Origin of the sequence: Mucilaginibacter sp. 3215 (assembly GCF_050433785.1) — a bacterium.
Classification (GTDB): domain Bacteria; phylum Bacteroidota; class Bacteroidia; order Sphingobacteriales; family Sphingobacteriaceae; genus Mucilaginibacter.
Genome location: NZ_JBNPWO010000010.1, coordinates 171,290 through 193,284, shown reverse-complemented (window position 1 = coordinate 193,284; position 21,995 = coordinate 171,290). Strand labels below are relative to the sequence as shown.

Annotated in this window: 16 protein-coding genes; 8 read left to right on the top strand and 8 right to left on the bottom strand. The window is 43.3% G+C overall.

Annotated elements, in window-relative coordinates; translation table 11 throughout:
• Positions 1–29: 29 nt before the first annotated feature.
• The 6 genes from ABIC84_RS17590 to ABIC84_RS17565 all read right to left on the bottom strand — a co-directional run bounded on the left by ABIC84_RS17590 (position 30) and on the right by ABIC84_RS17565 (position 8,045).
• A complete protein-coding gene (locus tag ABIC84_RS17590; RefSeq protein ID WP_090528258.1) occupies positions 30–518 on the bottom strand; it encodes a hypothetical protein in 489 nt (162 codons plus the stop codon).
• Positions 519–545: 27 nt separating this feature from the next.
• Complete coding sequence (locus ABIC84_RS17585) at positions 546–2,783, bottom strand: penicillin acylase family protein (protein ID WP_429264376.1); 2,238 nt, start codon at positions 2,781–2,783, stop codon at positions 546–548.
• 506 nt (positions 2,784–3,289) lie between these two features.
• Positions 3,290–4,396: a DUF3810 domain-containing protein gene (locus ABIC84_RS17580; protein WP_429264375.1), complete on the bottom strand. Its 1,107-nt coding sequence runs from the start codon at positions 4,394–4,396 to the stop codon at positions 3,290–3,292.
• Between the two features lie 133 nt (positions 4,397–4,529).
• Positions 4,530–5,048 (bottom strand): DUF2911 domain-containing protein, encoded by a 519-nt coding sequence (locus tag ABIC84_RS17575; protein ID WP_090528267.1) that lies wholly within the window; start codon positions 5,046–5,048, stop codon positions 4,530–4,532.
• A 272-nt stretch (positions 5,049–5,320) separates the two neighbouring features.
• Positions 5,321–7,726, bottom strand: a complete 2,406-nt coding sequence (locus ABIC84_RS17570) for a TonB-dependent receptor (protein ID WP_429264374.1) — start codon at positions 7,724–7,726, stop codon at positions 5,321–5,323.
• Positions 7,727–7,838: 112 nt separating this feature from the next.
• Positions 7,839–8,045, bottom strand: a complete 207-nt coding sequence (locus tag ABIC84_RS17565) for a hypothetical protein (protein ID WP_090528273.1) — start codon at positions 8,043–8,045, stop codon at positions 7,839–7,841.
• Positions 8,046–8,336: 291 nt separating this feature from the next.
• On the opposite strand from ABIC84_RS17565, the gene ABIC84_RS17560 reads away from it, so the two are divergent.
• A complete protein-coding gene (locus ABIC84_RS17560; RefSeq protein WP_426585372.1) occupies positions 8,337–8,984 on the top strand; it encodes a DUF47 domain-containing protein in 648 nt (215 codons plus the stop codon).
• A gap of 120 nt (positions 8,985–9,104) precedes the next feature.
• Here ABIC84_RS17560 and ABIC84_RS17555 read toward each other — a convergent pair whose 3' ends face one another.
• Both ABIC84_RS17555 and ABIC84_RS17550 read right to left on the bottom strand, forming a co-directional pair.
• Positions 9,105–11,591: a TonB-dependent receptor domain-containing protein gene (locus tag ABIC84_RS17555; RefSeq protein ID WP_429264373.1), complete on the bottom strand. Its 2,487-nt coding sequence runs from the start codon at positions 11,589–11,591 to the stop codon at positions 9,105–9,107.
• 147 nt (positions 11,592–11,738) lie between these two features.
• On the bottom strand, positions 11,739–12,152 hold the full coding sequence (locus ABIC84_RS17550) for an EamA family transporter (protein ID WP_129571406.1): 414 nt from the start codon (positions 12,150–12,152) through the stop codon (positions 11,739–11,741).
• A 146-nt stretch (positions 12,153–12,298) separates the two neighbouring features.
• Between ABIC84_RS17550 and ABIC84_RS17545 the strand changes: the two genes are divergently transcribed.
• The 7 genes from ABIC84_RS17545 to ABIC84_RS17515 all read left to right on the top strand — a co-directional run bounded on the left by ABIC84_RS17545 (position 12,299) and on the right by ABIC84_RS17515 (position 21,941).
• Positions 12,299–12,976 (top strand): response regulator transcription factor, encoded by a 678-nt coding sequence (locus ABIC84_RS17545; RefSeq protein WP_090528286.1) that lies wholly within the window; start codon positions 12,299–12,301, stop codon positions 12,974–12,976.
• Positions 12,976–14,223, top strand: coding sequence for a sensor histidine kinase (locus ABIC84_RS17540; RefSeq protein ID WP_429264372.1), 1,248 nt, complete (start codon positions 12,976–12,978; stop codon positions 14,221–14,223). Before ABIC84_RS17545 ends, ABIC84_RS17540 begins: the two co-directional genes overlap by 1 nt.
• Positions 14,224–14,301: 78 nt before the next feature.
• Positions 14,302–15,549 (top strand): TolC family protein, encoded by a 1,248-nt coding sequence (locus ABIC84_RS17535; RefSeq protein WP_429264371.1) that lies wholly within the window; start codon positions 14,302–14,304, stop codon positions 15,547–15,549.
• 1 nt (position 15,550) lies between these two features.
• The gene (locus ABIC84_RS17530) at positions 15,551–16,480 is read left to right on the top strand and encodes an efflux RND transporter periplasmic adaptor subunit (RefSeq protein WP_429264370.1); all 930 of its coding nucleotides are present in this window, start codon (positions 15,551–15,553) and stop codon (positions 16,478–16,480) included.
• A gap of 145 nt (positions 16,481–16,625) precedes the next feature.
• Positions 16,626–19,715 carry an efflux RND transporter permease subunit gene (locus tag ABIC84_RS17525; protein WP_429264369.1) on the top strand — a complete coding sequence of 1,030 codons (3,090 nt, stop codon included), beginning with the start codon at positions 16,626–16,628 and terminating at the stop codon, positions 19,713–19,715.
• 56 nt (positions 19,716–19,771) lie between these two features.
• Positions 19,772–20,773, top strand: coding sequence for a YncE family protein (locus ABIC84_RS17520; RefSeq protein WP_429264368.1), 1,002 nt, complete (start codon positions 19,772–19,774; stop codon positions 20,771–20,773).
• 130 nt (positions 20,774–20,903) lie between these two features.
• Positions 20,904–21,941: a fatty acid desaturase gene (locus ABIC84_RS17515; RefSeq protein ID WP_429264367.1), complete on the top strand. Its 1,038-nt coding sequence runs from the start codon at positions 20,904–20,906 to the stop codon at positions 21,939–21,941.
• Positions 21,942–21,995 lie beyond the last annotated feature (54 nt).

The window sequence follows — 21,995 nt, the reverse complement described above, 5'->3', positions numbered from 1 at the left end:
CCTTTAATCCCGAAAATCACGGTTCAGAATCAATCAAATCCTAAATATTCCTTTTGGTGTACTTCTACCGAGCCGGAGATATTATCATGATTAAGGAATATTACGATATGGAAAAAATCATTATCAAACAGATAGATGTCGTTTTTAATATCAGAGCCGTGGAGTTTCATGATCAGGCCCATATGTTTTGCCTGGCCTATTAAGTTAATGATGTGTTGCGGTGTAGAAGTGGTATAGGTAACGGTACGCAATATAGCCCCGCTGCTTAGCTTGCTGTTAACGCCTATTACAATGGTTTCTTCCTTATTATCCGGCCCTATCCTGTTCAGGTGCTCAATGCTGTTGCCATTAACATCCTGGAGATACTGGCGCTTGAATTTTTTTCCGAGGGTAAGATAGTTGTGTGCTTCGGCGTTTGAAAGATTGGAGATATTTGCCAGATCATTAATGGTTATGCTTTGGGCAAATAACGTTGCGCTGCAAAACAACAATAAGGCAATTAACAGGGTTCTCTTCATTTTTTAACTTACCAAATATACTTTTTACTATTTAAAATAGTCGCCGGGATGATAGGTGCGCTGCGCATGCTTTAAAACATCTTTTTTGTAAAACAGCACGTCCTTAAATTTACCGTCAATAATGCCCTGCTCCTGATCGGTGAAGTTTTTTGATGCAGGGTCAAAAGAGCTGCCGCCGTTTACGATGCTTTTAGCCCTTAACCGTGTACCAAATTCCACAACAGCGATAAAACTATTGCCCGAATATCCATACCGCTTGTTGGTGTTCATGGTGCGGCTCTGGAACGAAGGCAGCTGTCCAAAGCCCGATCCTGTTAAACCAACCGGGATACTGGGTTTGTTATCATCAAAGGTAATGCCATCATCCGGGCGCTGGTAACGGTTCATCTCTCCCCACTCCACTTTCCAGGTGCCAAAACGGCTTTGCAAATTTTGAAGTACATCGTTTAACCAGGCCAACTGCTGCGCCGGACTTATGGTTTTAACCAGCGTTTGAAAGCGCCGGGTAATAAAAGTGCTTTCCTGATCGGTTTGAGGCGGCGGCAGCGCTTTCATCATCAGGGTGCCCCATTCAATAGCAAGCGAACTGGCTACAGAATGGATAGCGGTATTCCTGTCCCACTGCTGCAGGACCTTTATTGGCCCGGCAAGCGATTGCTTAACCGAATCGGGAGCGGCGTCATAAGCTTTGAAAAGTGATGGTAACAGATCATCAAAAGCGGCCAGGTAGTGGTCATACCCTTTGGCTACCAGGTCATCAAGCGTAAGGTTTTTCGCATCTTTTAAAATCCTGATAGCAGTTACCGCCCGGTAGTTTTCACCGTCGGGGGCCATGTAAACCGGGTATTTACTTTTATCCGGACTTGACGTGCCCGACGCCGTATACGGCGTTGAATTACTGTTCTGGATCCAGCCGGTGGCGGGGTTGGTATTGGTGATGATCTCGCTCAGTTTGTGGACACCCTCCCATTCGGTAGCTGATGTGCTGCCATCAACCGGCAGGCTCCAGTCATACTTAGGGTTGCGTTTAGGAATATAATTGCCATACCAAAAAATGATATTCCCTTTATCATCGGCATAAACAGTGCTGTTTGTAGCGTTTGATACCATGTTCATGGCCTTTTTGTATTCGGCCAGGGTATTGGCTTTGGTGATCAGCCATGACTCAACCAGGGCATTGTATGAACGGTTGTTGGCTTTAAGTGCCAGCCATTTACCATCCCTTGCACCCAGCACCGGGCCATGATGGGTATAATAGCCTGTTATAGAGCGCTGTTCAATCTCATTGTTATTCTTTATTTTGAAAGATAGTTCGCGGGTGATAACGGGCCTTAGCTTACCATCATATTCGTAATACCATTTACCATCCTTTTTGCTCACCTTTTCGGCATAAAGGTCGGCTACGTCGGCATAGGCACTGGTATGCATCCATCCGCAGTGCTTGTTGAAACCCTGATAAATAAAAAACTGGCCCCAGGTAACGGCCCCGTACGCATTAAGGCCTTCATCGCTTACCAGCTCAACCTCACTGCGGAAATAGAACGGCACATGCGGATTGATATACAACAAAGCATGGCCCGATGCCGATTTGGATGGTGCTATAGCAAAGCCATTTGAACCGGTTTCGCGCTCGTTCACCATATCATAAATATTTTTTGCGGGCTGGCTGATCACCGCGCCAAGCTTTTCGGGGGCGGTACTGTAAAAGTCTTTGGTTTCGCTTAGTTTAATGCCCCCGGTTTCGGTAGCGGCAACGCTGCCATCGGTAAACATCAACGCGTACCAGGGTTCAAAATGTTTAAATACTTTGGGTTTTACTTCGGGATGTTTGTACAGGTAATAATTAATGCCATCGGCAAAAGCATCCAATAGTTTCCGGAACCAAGGGGCGCTTGTTTTGTAATCTTTGATGGCGTCGGCACTATCGGCAATCAGTTGCAGCTGCACATCGGTATATAAATTAGTTTCGCCGTCAACCTCGGTCTGTTTACCTAACTGGTAAAGGTAGTTACGTTCAATGCCTTTAAAGTTATCTTCGCACTGGGCATACATCAATCCGAAAACAACAGCTGCATCTGTTTTTCCATAAATGTGAGGAACTCCCCAATTATCCCTGATAATGGTTACTGACTTTGCTAATGTTTTCTCCCGTTTTATTTCCTTTTGATTAATTTTTTGAGCAAAAACCAAAGCAGGAAGAAACATTGAAACAATAATAAAATTTGCTTTTATAGTAACAGCAATTTTACCAAACAATTTATCCATATAAATGTGAAGTAAACGAGGCTTTTTAAAGATTTTGAGGTAAATTTGGAGATTAATTCATAATAATTACATAGCAGCGCCGTTTTTATTCAAATATTTACAATCGGCTTTTTGAGGTAATTATTTGCTGTACTTTAAAACTGTACAGTTAACATTTGATAAATTTCTGTACCGGTTTCCACTCCGGTATCCGAATATAAAGAGCTTGGGTACACATTTAAGATGATATCTGAGATTTAGTTGATTCAATATCATTTGAGACGTGATATTGTGTGCGTTCCGGGGTGAGATACGGAACGCATTTTTTTTATCTGCTACGCTCAATTTCACTTCGCGTCATTTTGCTTCGCGTCATTAGGTCATTTACCTTGAGTCATTTTGCTTTGCATCATTAAGTCATTTGTTTGTATTTCATGGCTCAATAATTCCAAAAAACAGTTGCATATCGCCTTTCAAAATGACTCAATGACGCGTAGCAAAATGACGTAAAACAAAATGACGCGAAGCTAATGACGCGAATCCGATGACAACCATTGGTTTCGGTACCACGCCATAGCTAACAACACCATGCGGTTATAGGTTTCGAGGCCCTGGGGCTGGTTGTTGGCTTTCAGGAAATTATCGTAAAAAATACTGCTTATAGCACCCAGCTTGTTTTCATAGGCCAGCCAGTAATTGCGCTCGGTGATATAATCGCTGCGTACATCTTTACTGATGAGCGCTTTGAGTTCTTTATGAGCAAGGGTATCACGGGCACCAAGCGAATGCATGAATTCCTGCACGGCGAGATGATATGCCGAATAACGCAATAACCTGTCGTGCGATTTTACGGCGATGACAAAACCCGCAAAATCAGCTTCATCTTCGGCCCCATACCCCATTTGGTGCGACATTTCATGACATACCACAAAGGGCCGGTTAAAAATGGGCATCTGGTAATTTACCTGGGCTTCGGAGGTGAAAGGGTTATAATAGCCCGAGGTGCCAATATAATTTAATAAGAGCGTCAATATCGATGGTTTAATATCAGGATTATAAGCCCTGAAATTAACAGAATCTTTACTGAGTACGCCAATGGCATGCCGTGCTGTATTATAAATATGGGTATTACTTTGGGCCCAGTCTGCCGGTGTAAGCCGTGCACGGGTAACGTTGGCGCTGTCAATCAGGATGCGGGTTACGGCTTTAAGATCGGCGGTTGTAAAAGCCGTGTCGCTGAGCCCAAGCCGCTCGGAGGCCGGCAGCCTGAAATAGTTCATTCCCCACAACAAATAAAAAGCCACAATACCCGCCTGGATACCTATAACCAATCCTAAAAAAAGTCTCCCCGCCATTTGGAACCTTTTTTTAAACAGCAAGACCATTAACCTGATCACCGCATAGATCAAATAAATAACCACGGCTATATATATAATGTCGCCAACACTAAACGGAAATACGTTTAAAATGGAATGAAAAACCCGGCAAATGATAATGTAAAAACCATTGGCATAATAACGTTCAACAGCGGCCGGATGATCAGCAAACAGCATCAGCAAAAAAATAGCCAATGCCAATGATATTATCGCGATGATCCTTTTTAGTACAGGTTTTTTGTTGGTTGGGTAGCGCATTATCTAAGGTAAATATAGCGCTTTAGGGTTCAGGTTTAAAAAAGAATGCTTTTGCGCGCTAAAAACCCGGGTAATAGAAAAAGCCCCCTTGGCAGGAGGCTTTCAAAATTGTGAAAAATAAGGTTACTGAATATCATTTACTTACAGACACCGGCACTACAATCTTATCCCAGAACATGCAAAAGCTTTTTGCATCAACTGTATAAACTAATCTTTCGTGCATCGGCGCGGCTTTGGTTTTTACGTTTACACGCAGGGCGTCTTTTGACTCATCGTATTTAAACGCGCCCCATTGTTTGGCCACTTTGTTAAAGATAGCTGTCCAGGTACCGTTTTCGGCAGGGACCAGGAAGAAGCTATAAGTACCCGCTGCCAGTGGTTTACCTTCAACTTTGATATCTTTTGTTGTTGTGAAAGTTGTGGCCTCGTTAGCACCTGCACGCCATACTTTACCGTAAGCTTCAAGACCGCCCCAAATTTTACGGCCTTTAACCGATGGGCTGCCATAGTTAATAGTAATAGTTGAACCAGCCGCTGTACCGCTAACGCTATCGCGCGGGCTTGCTGGTTTGTCCTGGGCAAAGGTTACCGCTGATACTAATAAGGCGAAAGCAAACAGGAATGCTGCTTTGAGCTGAAATGATTTTTTCATAAGATTTCTCATAAATTGTTTAATATAAAGATAGATTGAAATTTGGTTTAAAAACAACTATTCGTTTAAATACCTTCGAGAGGTGATTTTAACACATAAAACACTGAAAATAAACACCTGGTGGTTAAACTATTTTGATTTTATATTGTTTAATAATTGAAAGATCATATTGCAATTAGGAATCGACCGGAGGGATTCATAGCCCAAAGGTTAAACAATTGTTGTGGTTTTTTTACCCTGCCTACCATGGCAGGGTTTTTTATGCGCCGGCATCATTGTACCTTATAAGTTAATATGCTCCGTCCTATATTGCCTGCTTCATCAATACCCTCCATCACCAAACGGTAATTACCTTTGCTATCTGCATTAAAAAAATCAAACGAGGCATTGCCATCTTTGTCAGTTACAATATCGGGGTTCCAATAAATAGCGGTTCTTGCGTCAGGTTTCTTATCAGCACCTGTTGATGCTTCATAAACCGGTGAATAAAAGGTACGGGCTTTGTAAAAACCCCTTGCTGTAAAATACAGTAAGCCTGGCGACATCACATTATTTGAAACAACCGGAGCTTGAGTTTTCCGCAATTTGAGCACCAATACCCCATTTGCCCCTCTTACACCATATATGGTAGCATCGTTATTTTTTAACACATTTACACTTTCAACATCAGCAGCATTGTAATTATCGATACTTGTTCCGGCCGGTATTACGGTATCATCAACTACGATCAACATTGGCCCTCCCTGCATGGCCGGGTTCACCTTATCAGCCAGGTAGGGTACGCCTTGTCTCAAAACAACACCATTTAAACGGCCCTGCAACCCGTTTGACAGGGTGCTTTGGTCTCGCAGGTTATTTTTCCCCAAAACCTCTGTAGTAAGTTTACCGGCATTAATACCTCTTTCATTAATAGTAACCGCATTAAGTGCCCTGCTATTCGCATCAGCTATGTAAACCGGCTGTTGCGTTGTTTTATCAAAGCCCGCACCGTTTACCCCCTGTGCCGGGCTCATCAAATCTCCGGTTTTAATATTTGTTAACGCCTTTGCCAGAGAAATGGATATTTTGGTATTACTTTTCCCTTCGGCTGTTTTAGCCTGGATCATGAACGGGGTTTTATCATCATAAACCAGGTTTTTGAAAGTAAAATTACCATCCTGATCGGTGGTTTGTGTTAATAAAGCCCCGCCTGCCTGCGGCATCAGGGTTACCGTACCGCCATCAACCGGCTTCCCCGAAATTGTTTTTACCTGGCCCGATACATCGAAACCGTTTTCGGCAGTATAAGCTACGGCAGTGTTGTTGTCATTGAGCACTTGCTTCCACTCAAAGTGGCGATACCCCTGGGTTAACATCAATACATCCAGGTTAAACCGGGTATCATTGCTAACATCAGCAAAATAATAATTGGGCTGCTCAATTGCCCCTTTCAGATCAGACGTTAGCAGCAGACTTGATAATATGCTATTTTCATCATCTCCGGTTACAGACGCTTTACCGGCATCAATAACTGCTGCTGATAAATAGCTTTTAACCGCCTCTCCGTTTTTGTTTTTAGTATTGATAGCAATATGCACCTTTCCTCTTACCGGGTATAAAGGTTTATCGCTAACAGAGGTAATTGTTAACAGGTCGGGATTTTGGATAAATACCAGGCGCTCATTGAGTGGTTCGCCCTGCTCCGAAAAAAGCGTTATCCGGGTTATACCTGTTTTAAAATCTTTTTTATTAAGATTTAGGTCGAGCACCTGGTTATCAAGCACGGTTTTTACCGAGCGGATACTACCGGCCGAATAAATAATTATACCTATTTCTTTGTTCTTATTTTTAAGGTAATAAGCTTTATTGGCATTTATTTCAATGCCAAGTTTATCCGGATTATCATTGTTAACCATCAATGTGATCCCCTCGTTATCGGCTTTCGGTAAATCAACTATCGCTTTGGTACCATCGGCATATGTTAAATCAGCTTTATAAATTTTACCTGCTTCGGCAGTAATAAATATAAGCCCCATGCCCAGGTGTTTCGATTCAAACCTGGTTACTTCGGCATTGGTGTTATCAACCACAACACCTTTAACATCAAGCCCCGGCCCGTTTGCACTTACAGCTTTAAAGGCCAGTTTGGTTGGTATACCGTTTACAAAACTTCCCCCTTCCGGAAAAAAAGCGATGTTAGGTTTACCTGCTTTAACCACTAACGCTTTATTGCCCGCAAATGCCTTCCCATTGACGTTTACCTGCCGGTCAAATAAATTCTGCCCGTTATCGATCATCCATTTAGTATAAGCCCTGATACGATAGGTTCCTCCGGGCAAGATACCGGGAAGACTAAAATCACCTGCGGCCGAGCCATTAACCACTTGCAGCGGGATTGTTTGCAGCAGAGAATCGGAGGGGGTAACCAGGTCGACATGCAACATGCCGCTTAACTTTGAAGGCTCATGCTGTTCGCCCAGGGTTACATATGCTTTAAAGTATATGGTATCGCCTGCATTGTAATTAGGTTTATTCAAATGCAAGTACACTTTTTCAACCGCTTTATTGGCCGATAAAGTTTGCAGGCGCGATACCACAGCATCTAAAGAAACGGAAGGTAAAACCGGTTTATTATTTTGTGAAAAAACAGGCACAGAGCAATACCATGCCGCTAACAGCGATAAAACTATCTTTTTCATAAGCGGGATAATAGCAGGTTAAACTGGTTATATAATGGCAATTAAATATAAGTATTTATTTGCAAAAACACTCATTTTAAATTAGTTATACCCCCTTGCAAAACCGCGCCTGCTATTGCGTCAGTTCGGCATCCTGCTTCATTTCTTCCCAGTAGAGTGTTTCAAGGTAAATACCGTTTTGAATAGCTACACGCGCACGTATTTTTTCTAATTCGGCTTTCACTTCTTCATTGCTGAGCTCCCTACCCAGCGAATGGTAATAAATGGCGTAACCTGTTTTGCTGTTTACGCATTTATAATGCTTTTCCCCGGCTTTCATAATTGGATTGACTAATATAAATACAATACTGCAGATGGCAGGATTGTTTTAATTAAACTTAAATGTTACACAATTTTCTTCATTCAATATACGAGTTTCTTTTCACTTTAAATCAACAAGTTATAATATCACTAATTTTGTTTTATTACATTGGCCTAACTATTCTTAACATTAACTTAACATTTGGCATCATATTAATGGTTACTTTTATCCGCTGAATAATTTATAGTGACATATTTTAAAATCCGCTTAATATAGCTACTGTAAATTCACGACTGATAAGACAGATCAATGAAGAGCACTAACTCAAAATCGATATTTCCGAACTCAAACCAGGTTTTTTACGATTTGTTCAACACTGCTGTAGCCAATGTTACCGAAATGGCCAGGCTGTTGGATGAAGCCGTTAACGCCTCAACATCATACGAGCAAAAGTTTAATTTTGCTCATATTGATAAGCTGAAATTTAAGAGTTATGAGATAACACACAGGGTATTTTCAGAATCGGGCCGGACGCTGATCTCGCCGTTTAACCGTAAGGATATGTGCGACCTGGCATCGGCAATTGATGACGTAGCTGACAGGATCACCATGGCCGCCCGCAGGATAAATCTTTACAATGTCCCCGCTATCACGCAGCCTATGGTAGAGTTATCGGCACTGATTCTTAAAACCAGTACCGAGCTTGAGAAAGCTGTTAACGCGATGAATAACCTGAGCAAATCGGCAGAGATTTTTGAACTTTGCAGCAATATCAAAAAACTGGAGGCCCAGGCCGATTCAGTTCATAATAAAGCCTTTGCCGACCTGCTCAATAACGAAAACGACCCAATCGAATTAATTAAATACACCGACGTTTTTGCAGCCATGGAAACTGCAACCGACAGCTGTGAAGATACAACGCTGATCATTGAAAGTATTTTGATCAAGAATGGATAACCTCACCCAACCCTCTCCAAAGGAGAGGGCTTTAAATAGATATTTTAAACAAAAAAAGCGATGATAACTAATCGCTTTTTTGTTTTTAAAGTCCTCTCCTTTGGAGAGGGTTGGGTGAGGTTATTTCCCTTTATCAGTTTGAGGGCCATTGTCACCTCCATTATTATCCTGATCATTGTTTCTCTCTTTTTCCCGCTCCTTCTTAAATTCAAGCTTGCCAAACTTATAACTCAGGCTTATGCCGAACGACTGTACCGGCACCAGCCTCACGTTGGTTGAGTAAAAGTTGCTGCCAAAGGTTGATGAGCTTTGACTCACATATTTAGCAAACGGATTGGTAGCCGTAAGGCCGATGCTTGCTTTTTTATTCATGAACATTTTGCGCATGGCAAAATTGTAAAACACAAATTTGGGATTGGTACCCTGGATGCCCTTTTGCGATGAGTTGTAGTTACCAAAAAACTCGGCGCTCAAATCATGACCAAAGCTATATTGCGCGTTGAGGTTAAGGCGGTACGCGAAAGCGCTTACATTGGCGAAACCAGGGTTGGTGCTGCGTCTGTCGCTGAAAATCATATTGGTACGCAGGCTTAGCTTACTGGTTACCGGCACCGAAGCATAGATATTGATGCCGATGCGCTCCTCCGAGCCTATATTATAACGCTGGTTTAATGACACATCGGTATAAGTAGTACCGTTTACATCAAACGTGGAGTAAAAGGTAGTGAACTGTTGGATATCATCGGTATTACGGCGATAGAAGGCCGCTATGTTGATATTGGCTCCCTTATCATATGATTTGTTATAACCCAACTCAAAGTTGTCGCCCTTTTCGGGTTTAAGATTTGGGTTACCGGTGCTGATATTATGCGGGTCGCTGATGTTCAGGAAAGGGTTCAGGTCGCCATAATCAGGGCGCTGAATGCGGCGGGTGTAGCTTAATTTAAGTGATTCGCCGCCGTTTCCAAACTTATGAGAGAAAACCAATGATGGCGCAAGGATATTATAAGATGGGATATTTACACCCTGAAAATCGGCTGTAGTAGTGGTATACTCATCCCTTAAACCAGCTTTCACATCCAAAAACTTATCAAATACCGATGTTGATGCCGACAGGTAGTAAGCATACACTTTACGGTCGTAAGTAAAACCATAGGTTTGGCTTGGGTTAGGCACAAAGGTATTACCGCCAAAAAGCGTATCCGTTATAACGTTGTTGTTAATATGATTAAATACAAGCTTACCACCTGTTTCCAGTGTAAAGTTTTTGCTTACCGGCTGGGTATAATCAACAGAAATATCGGTCTCCCTGTCCTTACCCGGATTGTTGTTGGAGATACCGGATGAGGTTATGCCCGAATCATAATCCTGCCGCTGGAACGAACTGAACGAATTACGGCCAAAACTTGATGAATATAATACATCAAGCTCCTGTCCTTCTTTGGCGAAAGTTTTTTTGTAATTCAAACTTACATCGGTTGAGTAGCCACTGAATTTACTGCTTGAGTTACGGATACTCCTGATATCAGATATCGGGTTACCTGCTGCGTCAACCTCGCTTTGATCCTGGTTGGTAATTCCGTTGCCATGGTTACCGAAGTGGTTAAAACCTACGCCTGCGGTCAGCTGATCTTTAGGGGTAATATCCCACGAAAAATTGATCCCTGATTCGTAACCATTACGTTTAAAGTTATTACTTCCCTGCTGGAACAAGGTAGTTTTATTATTGGCCGAATCAGTTGATACGCGGTTACGGGTATTAGGTGCATTAGTATTAATTTGGGCATTACCGCTAAAAAAAGCATTAACACCAAAATTGCCTTTGCGGGCATTCAGGTTAAATGAACCGTTTTCGCGGCGGGTACCTGCCGATAGGTTAACGCTGCCGTTAATGCCCTGCACTTTGCTGTCTTTCAGGATAATGTTTACGATACCTCCCGTACCGGCCGCGTCATACTTAGCGCCCGGGCTGGTAATCACCTCAATACTTTTGATCTGGCTGGCCGGGATGCTGGCCAAAGCATCGGCAAGGCTGGCCCCGAAAATGCTTGATGGTTTGCCATTGATCAAAAAACGGATATTAGCATTGCCCTGAAGCTCCACATTACCATCAATATCAACCGTGATCTGCGGTACTTTTTTCAATACATCAATAGCTACACCGCCCTGTGCACTTAAATCGTTTTGAGGGTTGTAAACCATTTTATCTATCCGGTTTTCAACAGTAGGTACTTTGGCAGTTATGGTTACGCCTTTTAGTTCATTGGCAACCGGAGCCAATTTGATCTCGCCCAATGATACGGCTCCATCTTTAACCATTACATGTTCGATAGTTGCTTTCTGATAACCTAAAAATTCGGCGGTTATTTTATACTCCCCGGCGGGGATGTTATTTATGCTAAAATTTCCTTTGGGATCGGTGCTGATGCCATTGAAGGGTGAAGCGGCGCCTTGTTTAAATACAGATACGGTGGCATAGTCAACCGGCAGCTTTGTAGTGGCATCGGTAACTTTACCGGTGATTTTCCCCTTGGCTCCGGGGGCAGTTTGGGCGTGTAAGGTGGTTAAAAAAATAAAAGAAAATAATATCAAAAAAACAGATTTCATTATAAAATACGGGTGTTTGGAACCACAAATTTTATAAGAAAGATTGGATTAAATCTGAATTAAATGGTATTGAAGTGTATTTGTTACAATATGTTTTTGTTATGTATATATGCTTGTTACATTGTATATGAGCATGTTACAAAAAGATTAGAAAATCAATACAATTGTGCCGCCGATGATAAGCAGCGCGCCTATAGCGTTTTTTAAAGTTAAGGGTTCGCCGAGGAAAATAACAGAAAGCGCGATGGCCAAAGCAACACTTAGTTTATCAACCGGCGCAACCTGGCTTACCTTGCCCAATTGCAGGGCGCGGAAATAACAAATCCATGAAAGGCCGGTTGCACAGCCAGACAAGATGAGGAAAGTCCAGTTGGTTTTAGTAAGACTGCCGATACCGCCATGAGTTCCTTTAAAAAGTGCTATGGCCCAGGCCAGGATTAGGATTATGACGGTGCGGATGGCCGTAGCGAGATCGGTATCAACTCCTTTAATCCCTATTTTGGCAAAAATGGCTGTAAGCGCTGCAAACAGTGCCGAAAGTAATGCGTAGATCCACCACATAATGATCAGATTTTGTATTTAACTTGCAACAAGCTAAATGCAAATTTGCTTAGGCATTCTGTACAAAATCTGTGAGATAGCTGTCAGTCGTACTCAAAATCCAGAATCTGTACAAATTGGCGTTTTAACTTTATCAAAAAAACGTTTTGAAAATACTCATCATCGAAGACGAAGAAGGCCTGCGCGAAAGTATTGAAGAATATTTTACCGAAGCCGGTAACATTTGTGAAACCGCGGCCAGCTATGCAGCAGCGCTCGCTAAGGTTGAATTATACCGTTACGATTGCATCCTGCTGGATATCACCCTGCCCGGAGGTAATGGTATTGATATATTAAAAAAGCTTAAAGCCAATAATTATACCGACGGTGTGCTCATTATATCGGCCAAAAATTCGCTCGATGACCGCCTCCAGGGCCTTGACCTGGGTGCCGATGATTATCTGGTAAAACCCTTTCACCTGTCGGAATTGAAGGCAAGGGTATCTGCCATCATCAGGCGTAAAATGTTCAATGGCAGCAACGTGCTTAACTTTAACGAGCTCAGTATCGACCTGATGGCTAAAACCGTAGCTGTAAACGGCACGCCGGTAAAGTTTACCCGCAAGGAGTTTGCATTGCTCATCTATTTCATCTCCAATAAAGGCAAAGTAATTTCAAAAAACGCCATTGCCGAACATTTATGGGGCGATGGCATCGACCTGGCCAATAATTTCGACTTTATTTATTCGCACATCAAAAACATCCGCAAAAAAATAATGGAAGCCGGCGGTAAGGATTATATTTATGCAGCCTATGGCATGGGTTACAAATTTGCCGATCAATAATGAAGCTTTCGGAAAGGTATAACCGGGTAAATTTAATTGCTACTATCGTTATCATGCTGATAACGGGCGTTATTTATTACCAGGCTATCAGCCTCATCCTTACTAATCAAAAAGACAATTCACTTAAGGTTGAAGAGCAGGAAGTTTTTGATTATGTAAAGCTCAATCACCACCTGCCCCAGGTTTTTGACTCGAAAGACCAGCGGATCACCTTTGTTTCGGCCGATCCTAACTCGGTTAAACGCGATTTTTTTAACACTACTTATTACCGCGAAAAAGACGAGCCGGAATCAGGCCGCGGCCTGGTCAGTTCGGTGACAGTTGGCGACAGGTATTATAAAATTCTGATAGTTGAATCGAAAGTAGAAACGGAAGACCTGATCCAGATCATCTTCGGCATTACCATTGGCGTTATCTTATTACTGCTGCTGGTGCTGGTAATTACCAATCGCCTCATATTGAGCCGGCTTTGGCAGCCATTTTACAGTATCCTGAGCGAGTTGAAACTATTCAACGTTACCGACAGCCGCGAAATGCCATCTCCCAATACTACTATCGACGAGTTTAACGAACTCCAAGCCGAAGTTACCGCCATGGCCGAAAGGGTAAAAAAAGACTATAAAGACCTTAAAACATTTACCGAAAACGCCTCGCACGAATTACTTACCCCTATCGCTGTGATCAACTCCAAGTTGGACACCCTGATCCAGACAGAAAACTTTAGTGAGCATCAAAGCAAGTTACTCAATGACCTTTACAGCGCGGTATCGCGCCTGAGCCGGCTTAATCAATCATTGTTATTACTGGTCAAGATTGAGAACAAACTACTGAATGACCGCCAGCACCTGGATTTACAGGAACTTATAGATGATTTGCTGTATCAATTAGAAGATATTTTCCACGACAAAGAAATAACAGTTATTTCAACAATTGGCGAAAAGGAAATTGATGCCAGCAATTACCTTATTGAGATATTATTAAATAACCTCATCATCAACGCGGTTCGGCATAACCGTACAGGCGGCGAGATCATCATCAGCCTCACAGCCGAAAATTTAACCATCAAAAACACCGGCGAACAGGTAGCCTTAAATCCTGAAAATATCTTTACCCGCTTTCATAAAGCATCCACATCTGAAGGCAGCGGGCTGGGGCTTACCATATCCAAACAGATCTGCGAAAGTTTGGGTTATCAGCTGGTTTACAGTTATAAAGCACCTTATCATATCTTCACGGTTAACTTTTAAATTTGTTACACCGCCCCTACCAATTTTTTCCAGAATTATCGTGTAGCTTAGCTATTATTTAACACAATACGCATTATTTTGACCATCCGGATAAAATGGGTTATCGGCTTTTTATTTTGCCTGCTTAGTGCTGCTACACAGGCACAAACCTACAATCTTGAACATTATTTGGAGCTTGCCAAAAACAACAGTCCGCTATTAAAAGACCTGCAAAACCAGGTTGCTTCAGGCCAATTGGACAGCCTCCGGATCAGGGCAGGTTACAGGCCACAGGTTAGCGCTAACAGTGCAGGACTTTATGCCCCGGTTGCCGGCGGCTATGGTTATGCGCCTGCTATAACCAACGAACATACACTCAATGCACTATTGGGTATTAATCAATCGCTGGATAGCAAAAAAAATATCGCCGCGCAGATAGATGCAGTTAAGCTGCAATCGCAATCGGTGCTCAATACCGCTAAGATCTCTGAGCAGGATCTGAAAAAAGCAGTCACCGCGCAATACATCGCCGCATTTGGCAGCCTGCAGCAGGTAAAATTTAACCAGGAAGTGATCACCCTGCTTAACCGGGAGGAAGCGCTGCTTAAAAAACTGACCCGCACCAATGTTTACCGCCAAAGCGATTACCTTACTTTTCTGGTTACCCTTAAGCAGCAGGAACTAACCCTGTCGCAGGCAAGGCTGCAATATAAAAATGACTATACAACGCTTAACTATTTAACCGGCATTGCCGATACCAGTTACATCGAATTGCAGGATCCCGGTATTCAAAAAACTATCCGGGCCGATATCAGCAACAGCATCTTTTTCAGCCAGTATAAAACGGATAGCCTTAAACTGGTGAATAGCCGTGCATTAGTTGATTTCAGCTACAAGCCCAAGATCAACCTGCTGGCCGACGGCGGTTACAATTCTGATTTCCTGAGCGGACCAGCCTATAAAAACTTCGGGGCCAGCGTTGGTTTTAGTTTTACCCTGCCATTATATGATGGAGGCCAGCGTAAGATCCAGTACCGTAAGCTTTCGTTAGAAGAGGATACCCGGCGCAGCTATAAAGCGTTTTTTGATACCCAATACCGCCAGCAGATTGCACAGTTAAACCAGCAGATCGAGGGTTCCGAAAAGCTGTTAGCACAAATTGATGACCAGATGAAATACACCGAAAGCCTGGTAAAAGTTGACACCCAACTCCTGCAAACCGGCGATGTGCGGGTAGCCGACCTGGTGCTGGCGATTAACAATTATCTTGCTATAAAAAACCTTAAAACACAAACCAATATTAATAAGCTGCAGCTCATTAATCAGCTCAATTATTGGACTAAATAATATGAAATTTAAACATATATACCTGTTTGCAGGCCTTTTAACCTTGCTGTATAGCTGCAAAGGCAATACTCAACCTGCAGATGATACCGGCGAAGCAGAAACAGCCGCTCAAACGCCCGTAACCGTAACCTCAGTCGCCGATAGTGCTATGGTTGATTACATTGACCTGAGCGCCACATCCGTTTTTCAGCAAAAAAATATTGTGAAGGCTAATGCTAACGGCTACATCCAAAAGGTAAACATCCTGCCGGGGCACTATGTAAATAAAGGCGAGTTTTTATTCAGCATAAAAACCAAGGAAGCGCAAAGCATTGGCAACAGCATCAATGTGCTGGACACTACGTTTAAGTTTTCGGGCGTAAATAAAATAAAAGCTGCCGGTAATGGCTACGTTACCCAACTCAACCATCAACAAGGCGATTATGTGCAGGATGGCGAGCAGCTTGCCGTGATCAGCGACCGCTCAAGCTTTGTATTTGTGATGCAATTACCCTATGAACTGCGTAGCTATGTAAAAAACAACCAGACCGTACAACTTATACTTCCTGGCGGCGAAAAACTGATGGCACAGGTAAGCTCATCAATGCCCGCTGTTGATTCACTATCGCAAACCCAGGGTATTGTGCTTAAGGTGAACAGCGCCAACCCTATCCCCGAAAATTTGGTGGCCAAAGCGCGGATCATTAAGTCGATACGCCCGCATACGCTATCTCTTCCAAAATCGGCCATACTAAGCAATGAAACACAAACGGAGTTTTGGGTAATGAAGCTGATCAATCCTACTACCGCTGTAAAAACTGCCATAACCAAAGGCATTGAAGCCGGCGGCAGAGTGGAAATTTTAACCCCCAAATTTTCGCCAGGCGATAAAATTGTAGCAACAGGTAATTATGGACTGGCAGATACTGCTAAAGTGAAAATTGTAGAGTAAGCCCCTCTAAATCTCCCTTAAAGGGAAGACTTTTAAGAGAGCTTTAAAAAAGAGATACAAGAAAACTTTCTGACCATCCCACGATCAGAGAGCTATGTTAAACCTTTCCGCCGATTGGCTGAGCGGGTTGAGTGGGGTTTATACTATGAACCAGCGAAAAAATTACTTCATAACCCACCGCAAGCCTTTAGGCCTGGTACTTGCCCTGATTATTATGGGCGGTTTGTTTGCCTATTCAAAACTGCAAACTTCGCTTTTTCCTGAAATCACTTTCCCAAAGATCAAAATCATTGCCGACGAGGGCCTACAGCCGGTAAATAAAATGATGGTTACGGTTACCAAACCCCTGGAAAATGCCATTAAGCAGGTGCCGGATCTGCAACTGGTACGCAGTACTACCAGCAGGGGAAGCTGTGAAATTTCGGCCCTGCTCAACTGGAATGCCGATATCGACCTGAGCCAGCAGCGTATCCAGTCGAGCATCGACCAGATCAAGAATGACCTTCCTGCCGATGTAAATATCAGCGTAGCCAAAATGAACCCTTCCATTTTACCGGTAAGCGGGTACACACTGGAAAGCCATAACCTGTCCCCTATCGAATTAAGGCAATTAGCTACTTACACGGTAAAACCATTCCTGTCGCAGGTCGACGGGGTATCGGAGATCAGGGTAATCGGCGGTAAACTCAAAGAATACTGGCTCACACTCGATCAGCAAAAAATGACCTCATTAGGCCTTACGCCTGATATTATCAGCAATACGCTTGCTACTACCAATTTTGTAAAATCAGAGGGTTACCTGTCTGATTATAAGCGCATGTACCTCACTGTTACTGATGCTACCATCAACGCCAAAGATCAGCTGGAAGACCTTGTGATCAGCAACAACCGTAAAAGGATAGTACGGCTCAAGGATTTTGCAAGCATCCAGGTTAACGAAGGGATTGAGTATACCCGCATCAACGCCAACGGGCACGATGGGGTACTGATAGCCGTAGTAAAGCAACCCAATGCCAACCTCATTTCGGTTAGTAATGATATGGCCGATAAGATTGACGCGCTGAAAAAACTACTCCCGCGGGGTGTAAGTATCCGGCCATATTATATTCAGGCCGATTTTGTGAACGACTCGGTTAGGAGCGTAAGCGACAGCCTTTGGGTAGGCTTGCTCCTGGCTATTATTGTGGCGGTTATCTTCTTAAGGTCCTTCAAAGCAAGTATTACCATATTGATTACCATCCCGGTTACACTCGGGCTTACACTGCTCATATTGTACTGGCTTGGCTATACTTTTAATATCATGACGCTGGGTGCTATCGCAGCATCCATAGGGTTAATTATTGATGACGCCATTGTGGTGGTTGAACAGATCCATCGGGTACACGAAGAACACCCGGACGAGTTGAGCAGCCATTTGGTACGCAAGGCTATTGATTACCTTTTCCCAGCCATGGTGGGTTCATCTATCAGTACCATCGTAATTTTTATTCCTTTTGTTTTGATGACGGGTGTGGCCGGGGCCTATTTCAAGGTACTTACCGATACCATGATTATTACCTTGCTGAGTTCATTCTTTGTAACCTGGATCGGTTTACCGGTAATTTACCTGCTCGTAACACGTAAGCCTAAATTAAATACAGCAAAAGCCAAGGCAGAAGAAATACACACAGTTAAGCAACAAAAGTGGGTAAGCTTCTTTATCCTGCGCCCTTATGTAAGCATTATTATTATTGCCGCGTTGGCTGCCGTAATTGTGATTGTCCCCCCATTGCTGGAAACAGGATTTCTGCCTGATATGGACGAAGGCGCCATCGTGCTCGACTATAAATCACCTCCGGGAACATCACTGGAAGAAACCGACCGGATGTTGCGCCAGATAGAAAAGCAGATCATAAAACATCCGGATGTAACTGCCTATTCGCGCCGCACGGGTACACAAATGGGCTTTTTTATTACAGAGCCTAACAGCGGCGATTATCTTATACAGCTAAAAAAAGATCGCACCAAAAGCACCGAAGAGGTGATCAGCGATTTGCGCAAAATGGTTGAAGAAACCCAACCCGCGCTGCAGGTTGAGTTTGGCCAGGTGATATCCGATATGCTTGGCGACCTGACCACATCGGCCGAACCTATCGAGATCAAAGTATTTGGTGATAATCAGCAAACATTGCAAAACCTGTCAAGGCAGATAGCCGGGCTGGTTGAAAAAGTAAAAGGCACTGCCGATGTGCTGCCGGGTATTGTTATCGCCGGTCCTTCGGTAAGCATTCAACCTCATTACAGCAAAATCGCACAGTATGGAATTACAGCTGCCGATTTGCAAATGCAGATCCAAACCGCGCTGGAAGGTAATGTAATAGGCAGCTTACTGGAAAAAGAACAACTTTCACCCATCCGCATGGTTTACCCGGGTAACCGCTCGCTTAACGTGAATGATATCCATAACCTTCACATATTTTTACCCAACGGCAAACTCATCCCTATAACCGAACTCGCTTCGGTAGAGTTAAGACCCGGCGATGCCGAGATCAACCGCGAAAACCTGCAAAGCATGAACGTAGTAAGTGCCAGACTGGAAGGCAGCGACCTGGGTACCGTAATAACGGCCATTCAAAAAACAATCCATGATAACGTAAACCTGCCAACCGGCTATCATGTGGAATATGGTGGCGCTTACGCCCAACAGCAGCAGTCATTTAAAGAGTTGCTTATCATCCTCATAACTGCCTGTTTACTGGTTTTTGGTGTGATATTATTCCTGTTCAGGCAGTTCAGGATAGCGCTCCTCATTTTGGTGATTGGCATTTTAGGTATCGCCGGCAGCTTCCTGGCCTTATTTATTACCGGTACGCCGCTGAATGTGGGCAGCTATACAGGGTTGATCATGATTGTAGGCATTATTGGCGAAAATGCCATTTTCACCTTCCTGCAGTTTAAGGAAAGCACTATCGAAAATGAAAATAAAAACATTGACGCCGCTATAACCTTTGCCATCAGTACCCGTTTAAGACCAAAACTGATGACCGCTTTGGGGGCCATTATAGCCCTGTTGCCGCTTGCTTTAGGCATAGGTGCCGGCGCACAATTACATCAGCCACTGGCTATTGCGGTTATAGGTGGATTTTTAGCGGCGTTGCCATTACTGCTTATTGTTTTACCGGCAATGCTACGTATATTGTACCGCAAAGGGTTTACCACTCATTTGAACGAAATTAATGAAAGCCACCGCGGTTAACACAGCATTTTTACAGATTCGGGACTTAATTTCATGGCAATAAACACTCCCGAAAAATGAAAAAGCAAATTTTGGCCGTAGCCTTGCTTATTGCAGGTATAACTCCTTTTAAACTGAACGCGCAATCCTATGTGGCCGATAAAACCATCGCGCTACCGGGTGATGGCGGTTACGACTACCTGGCTATCGACAAGATCAACCGTAATCTTTATGTATCGCATGGTACTGCTGTAAATGTTATTAACCTGGATACCGAAAAGCCGGTTGGCGTTATTGATAACATGAAAGGCGTTCACGGTATAGCCATTGTAAATAAACTTAATCGTGGTTTCATTAGTGATGGCAAGGCAAATGCGGTAGTAGTTTTCGATCTCAAAACATTTAAAACCATAACTACCATTGCCCTTACCGATGCTAATGGCCCGGATGCCATTATGTATGACCCCTACTCCGACCGGGTGTTTACCTTCAACGGCGAAAGCGATAATTCATCGGTAATTAACCCGGCAACACTGAAACAGGTTAGTACCATAGCACTTGGCGGCGGTCCTGAGTTTGCAGTATCGGACGGTAAAGGTAAAATCTACAATAACCTTGAAGATAAAAGCAGCCTGGATGTTATAGACAGCAAAAGCCTTAAGGTGATTAAAAACTACCCCCTTGCCCCCTGTGGTGGCCCGACGGGCTTAGCGCTTGATGCCGCTAATCAGAAATTGTTTACCGTTTGCCGTGAAAATAAAGGGGTAAGTGTTGTTGATATCAAAACAGGTAAAGTGACTGCTACCCTGCCTATTGGTGCCGGTGTTGACGCTGTAGTTTACGATCCTGAAACCAAACTGATATTTTGCTCATGCGGCGATGGCACCACTACCATCATCAAACAAAAATCGGCTGATGAATATGAGGTGATCCAAACCCTAAAAACCGCCGAAAGGGCGCGCACCATGGCACTTGATGCCAAAACCCACAAAATTTATTTGAGCGTTGCACAGTTTGAACCCGGCACACGTAAAGCCGTTCCAAATACTTTTAAAGTGCTTGTTTTTAAGCAAAACTAACGTAAATTGTATATAAAATTTATATGAAATGATCGTGAAGATTTTGTTTATTCCTAATATTACTAATTAATTTTTACAAAACAATGAACTTTTGTGTACGTTATCGTTATATTTAACGTTTTAACACTATATGATTAAAAAGACTGATTTTGTTTATTCCCAGGAGTCTGAACCTCATCGTATCCGCACAAAAAAAATCTTGAAGGAGTTTCCGCAACTGCGAAAGCTTATAGGCAAAAACCCAAAAACCATATGGGCCATAGTTGGTTTAGTAGCTTTCCAGGTTGTTTTAGCCTGGTTTGTACGTGATCAATCATGGTGGATAGTTTTTGGAGCTGCCTATTTACTTGGCGCTTTTGCCGATCACGCATTGTTTGTAATGATCCACGAATGTACACACCAGCTGCTGTTTAAAAACCGTAACGCAAACCGCTGGGCATCCATGTTTGCCAATTTACCGCAGATATTGCCAAGCGCTATTTCATTCGAAAAATACCATATCAAACATCACTCCTTTCAAGGCGTTCATGAGCTTGATGCCGATTTGCCAAACCGCTGGGAAGCAAAACTGATCAGCAATTCATTTTTTGGTAAAGCAATCTGGCTGCTGTTTTTCCCGGTATTTCAATTGTTCCGTTTGTCACGTTTAAGGGAAATCCATCCTTTTGACGGCTGGATCCTGACAAACTGGTTATTACAGGCAGCATTTACAACTGCAATTGCTTACTTTATGGGCTGGCATGCCGTAGCGTTCCTGCTGTTAAGCTTCTCGTTTTCGGTTGGCCTGCACCCACTGGGCGCACGCTGGATTCAGGAACATTACCTTACCGTTACCGAAGAACAGGAAACATACAGCTATTATGGCAATTTTAACGCGGTAGCATTTAATGTGGGCTTCCACAACGAGCATCATGATTTTCCTTCTATCCCATGGAATAAACTTCCCGAGATCAGGAAAACTGCCCCGGAATATTACGATACATTATACTATCATACCTCATGGACCAAACTGTTTTTCCAGTTTTTGTTCGACAGGGAGATCTCGTTGTTTAACCGTATCCTGCGTAAAGACCGTGGCCGCGTAGCGCTAACAGATATTTCAAAACCGGATATTGACCTCACCAAGTCCGAAGCAACAACGCCGGAGCTTATAGACGTTGAGAAATAATAAAACAAAAAGGGCCTTAAAAGGCCCTTTTTTGTTGGTAGCACCCGCTGCCGC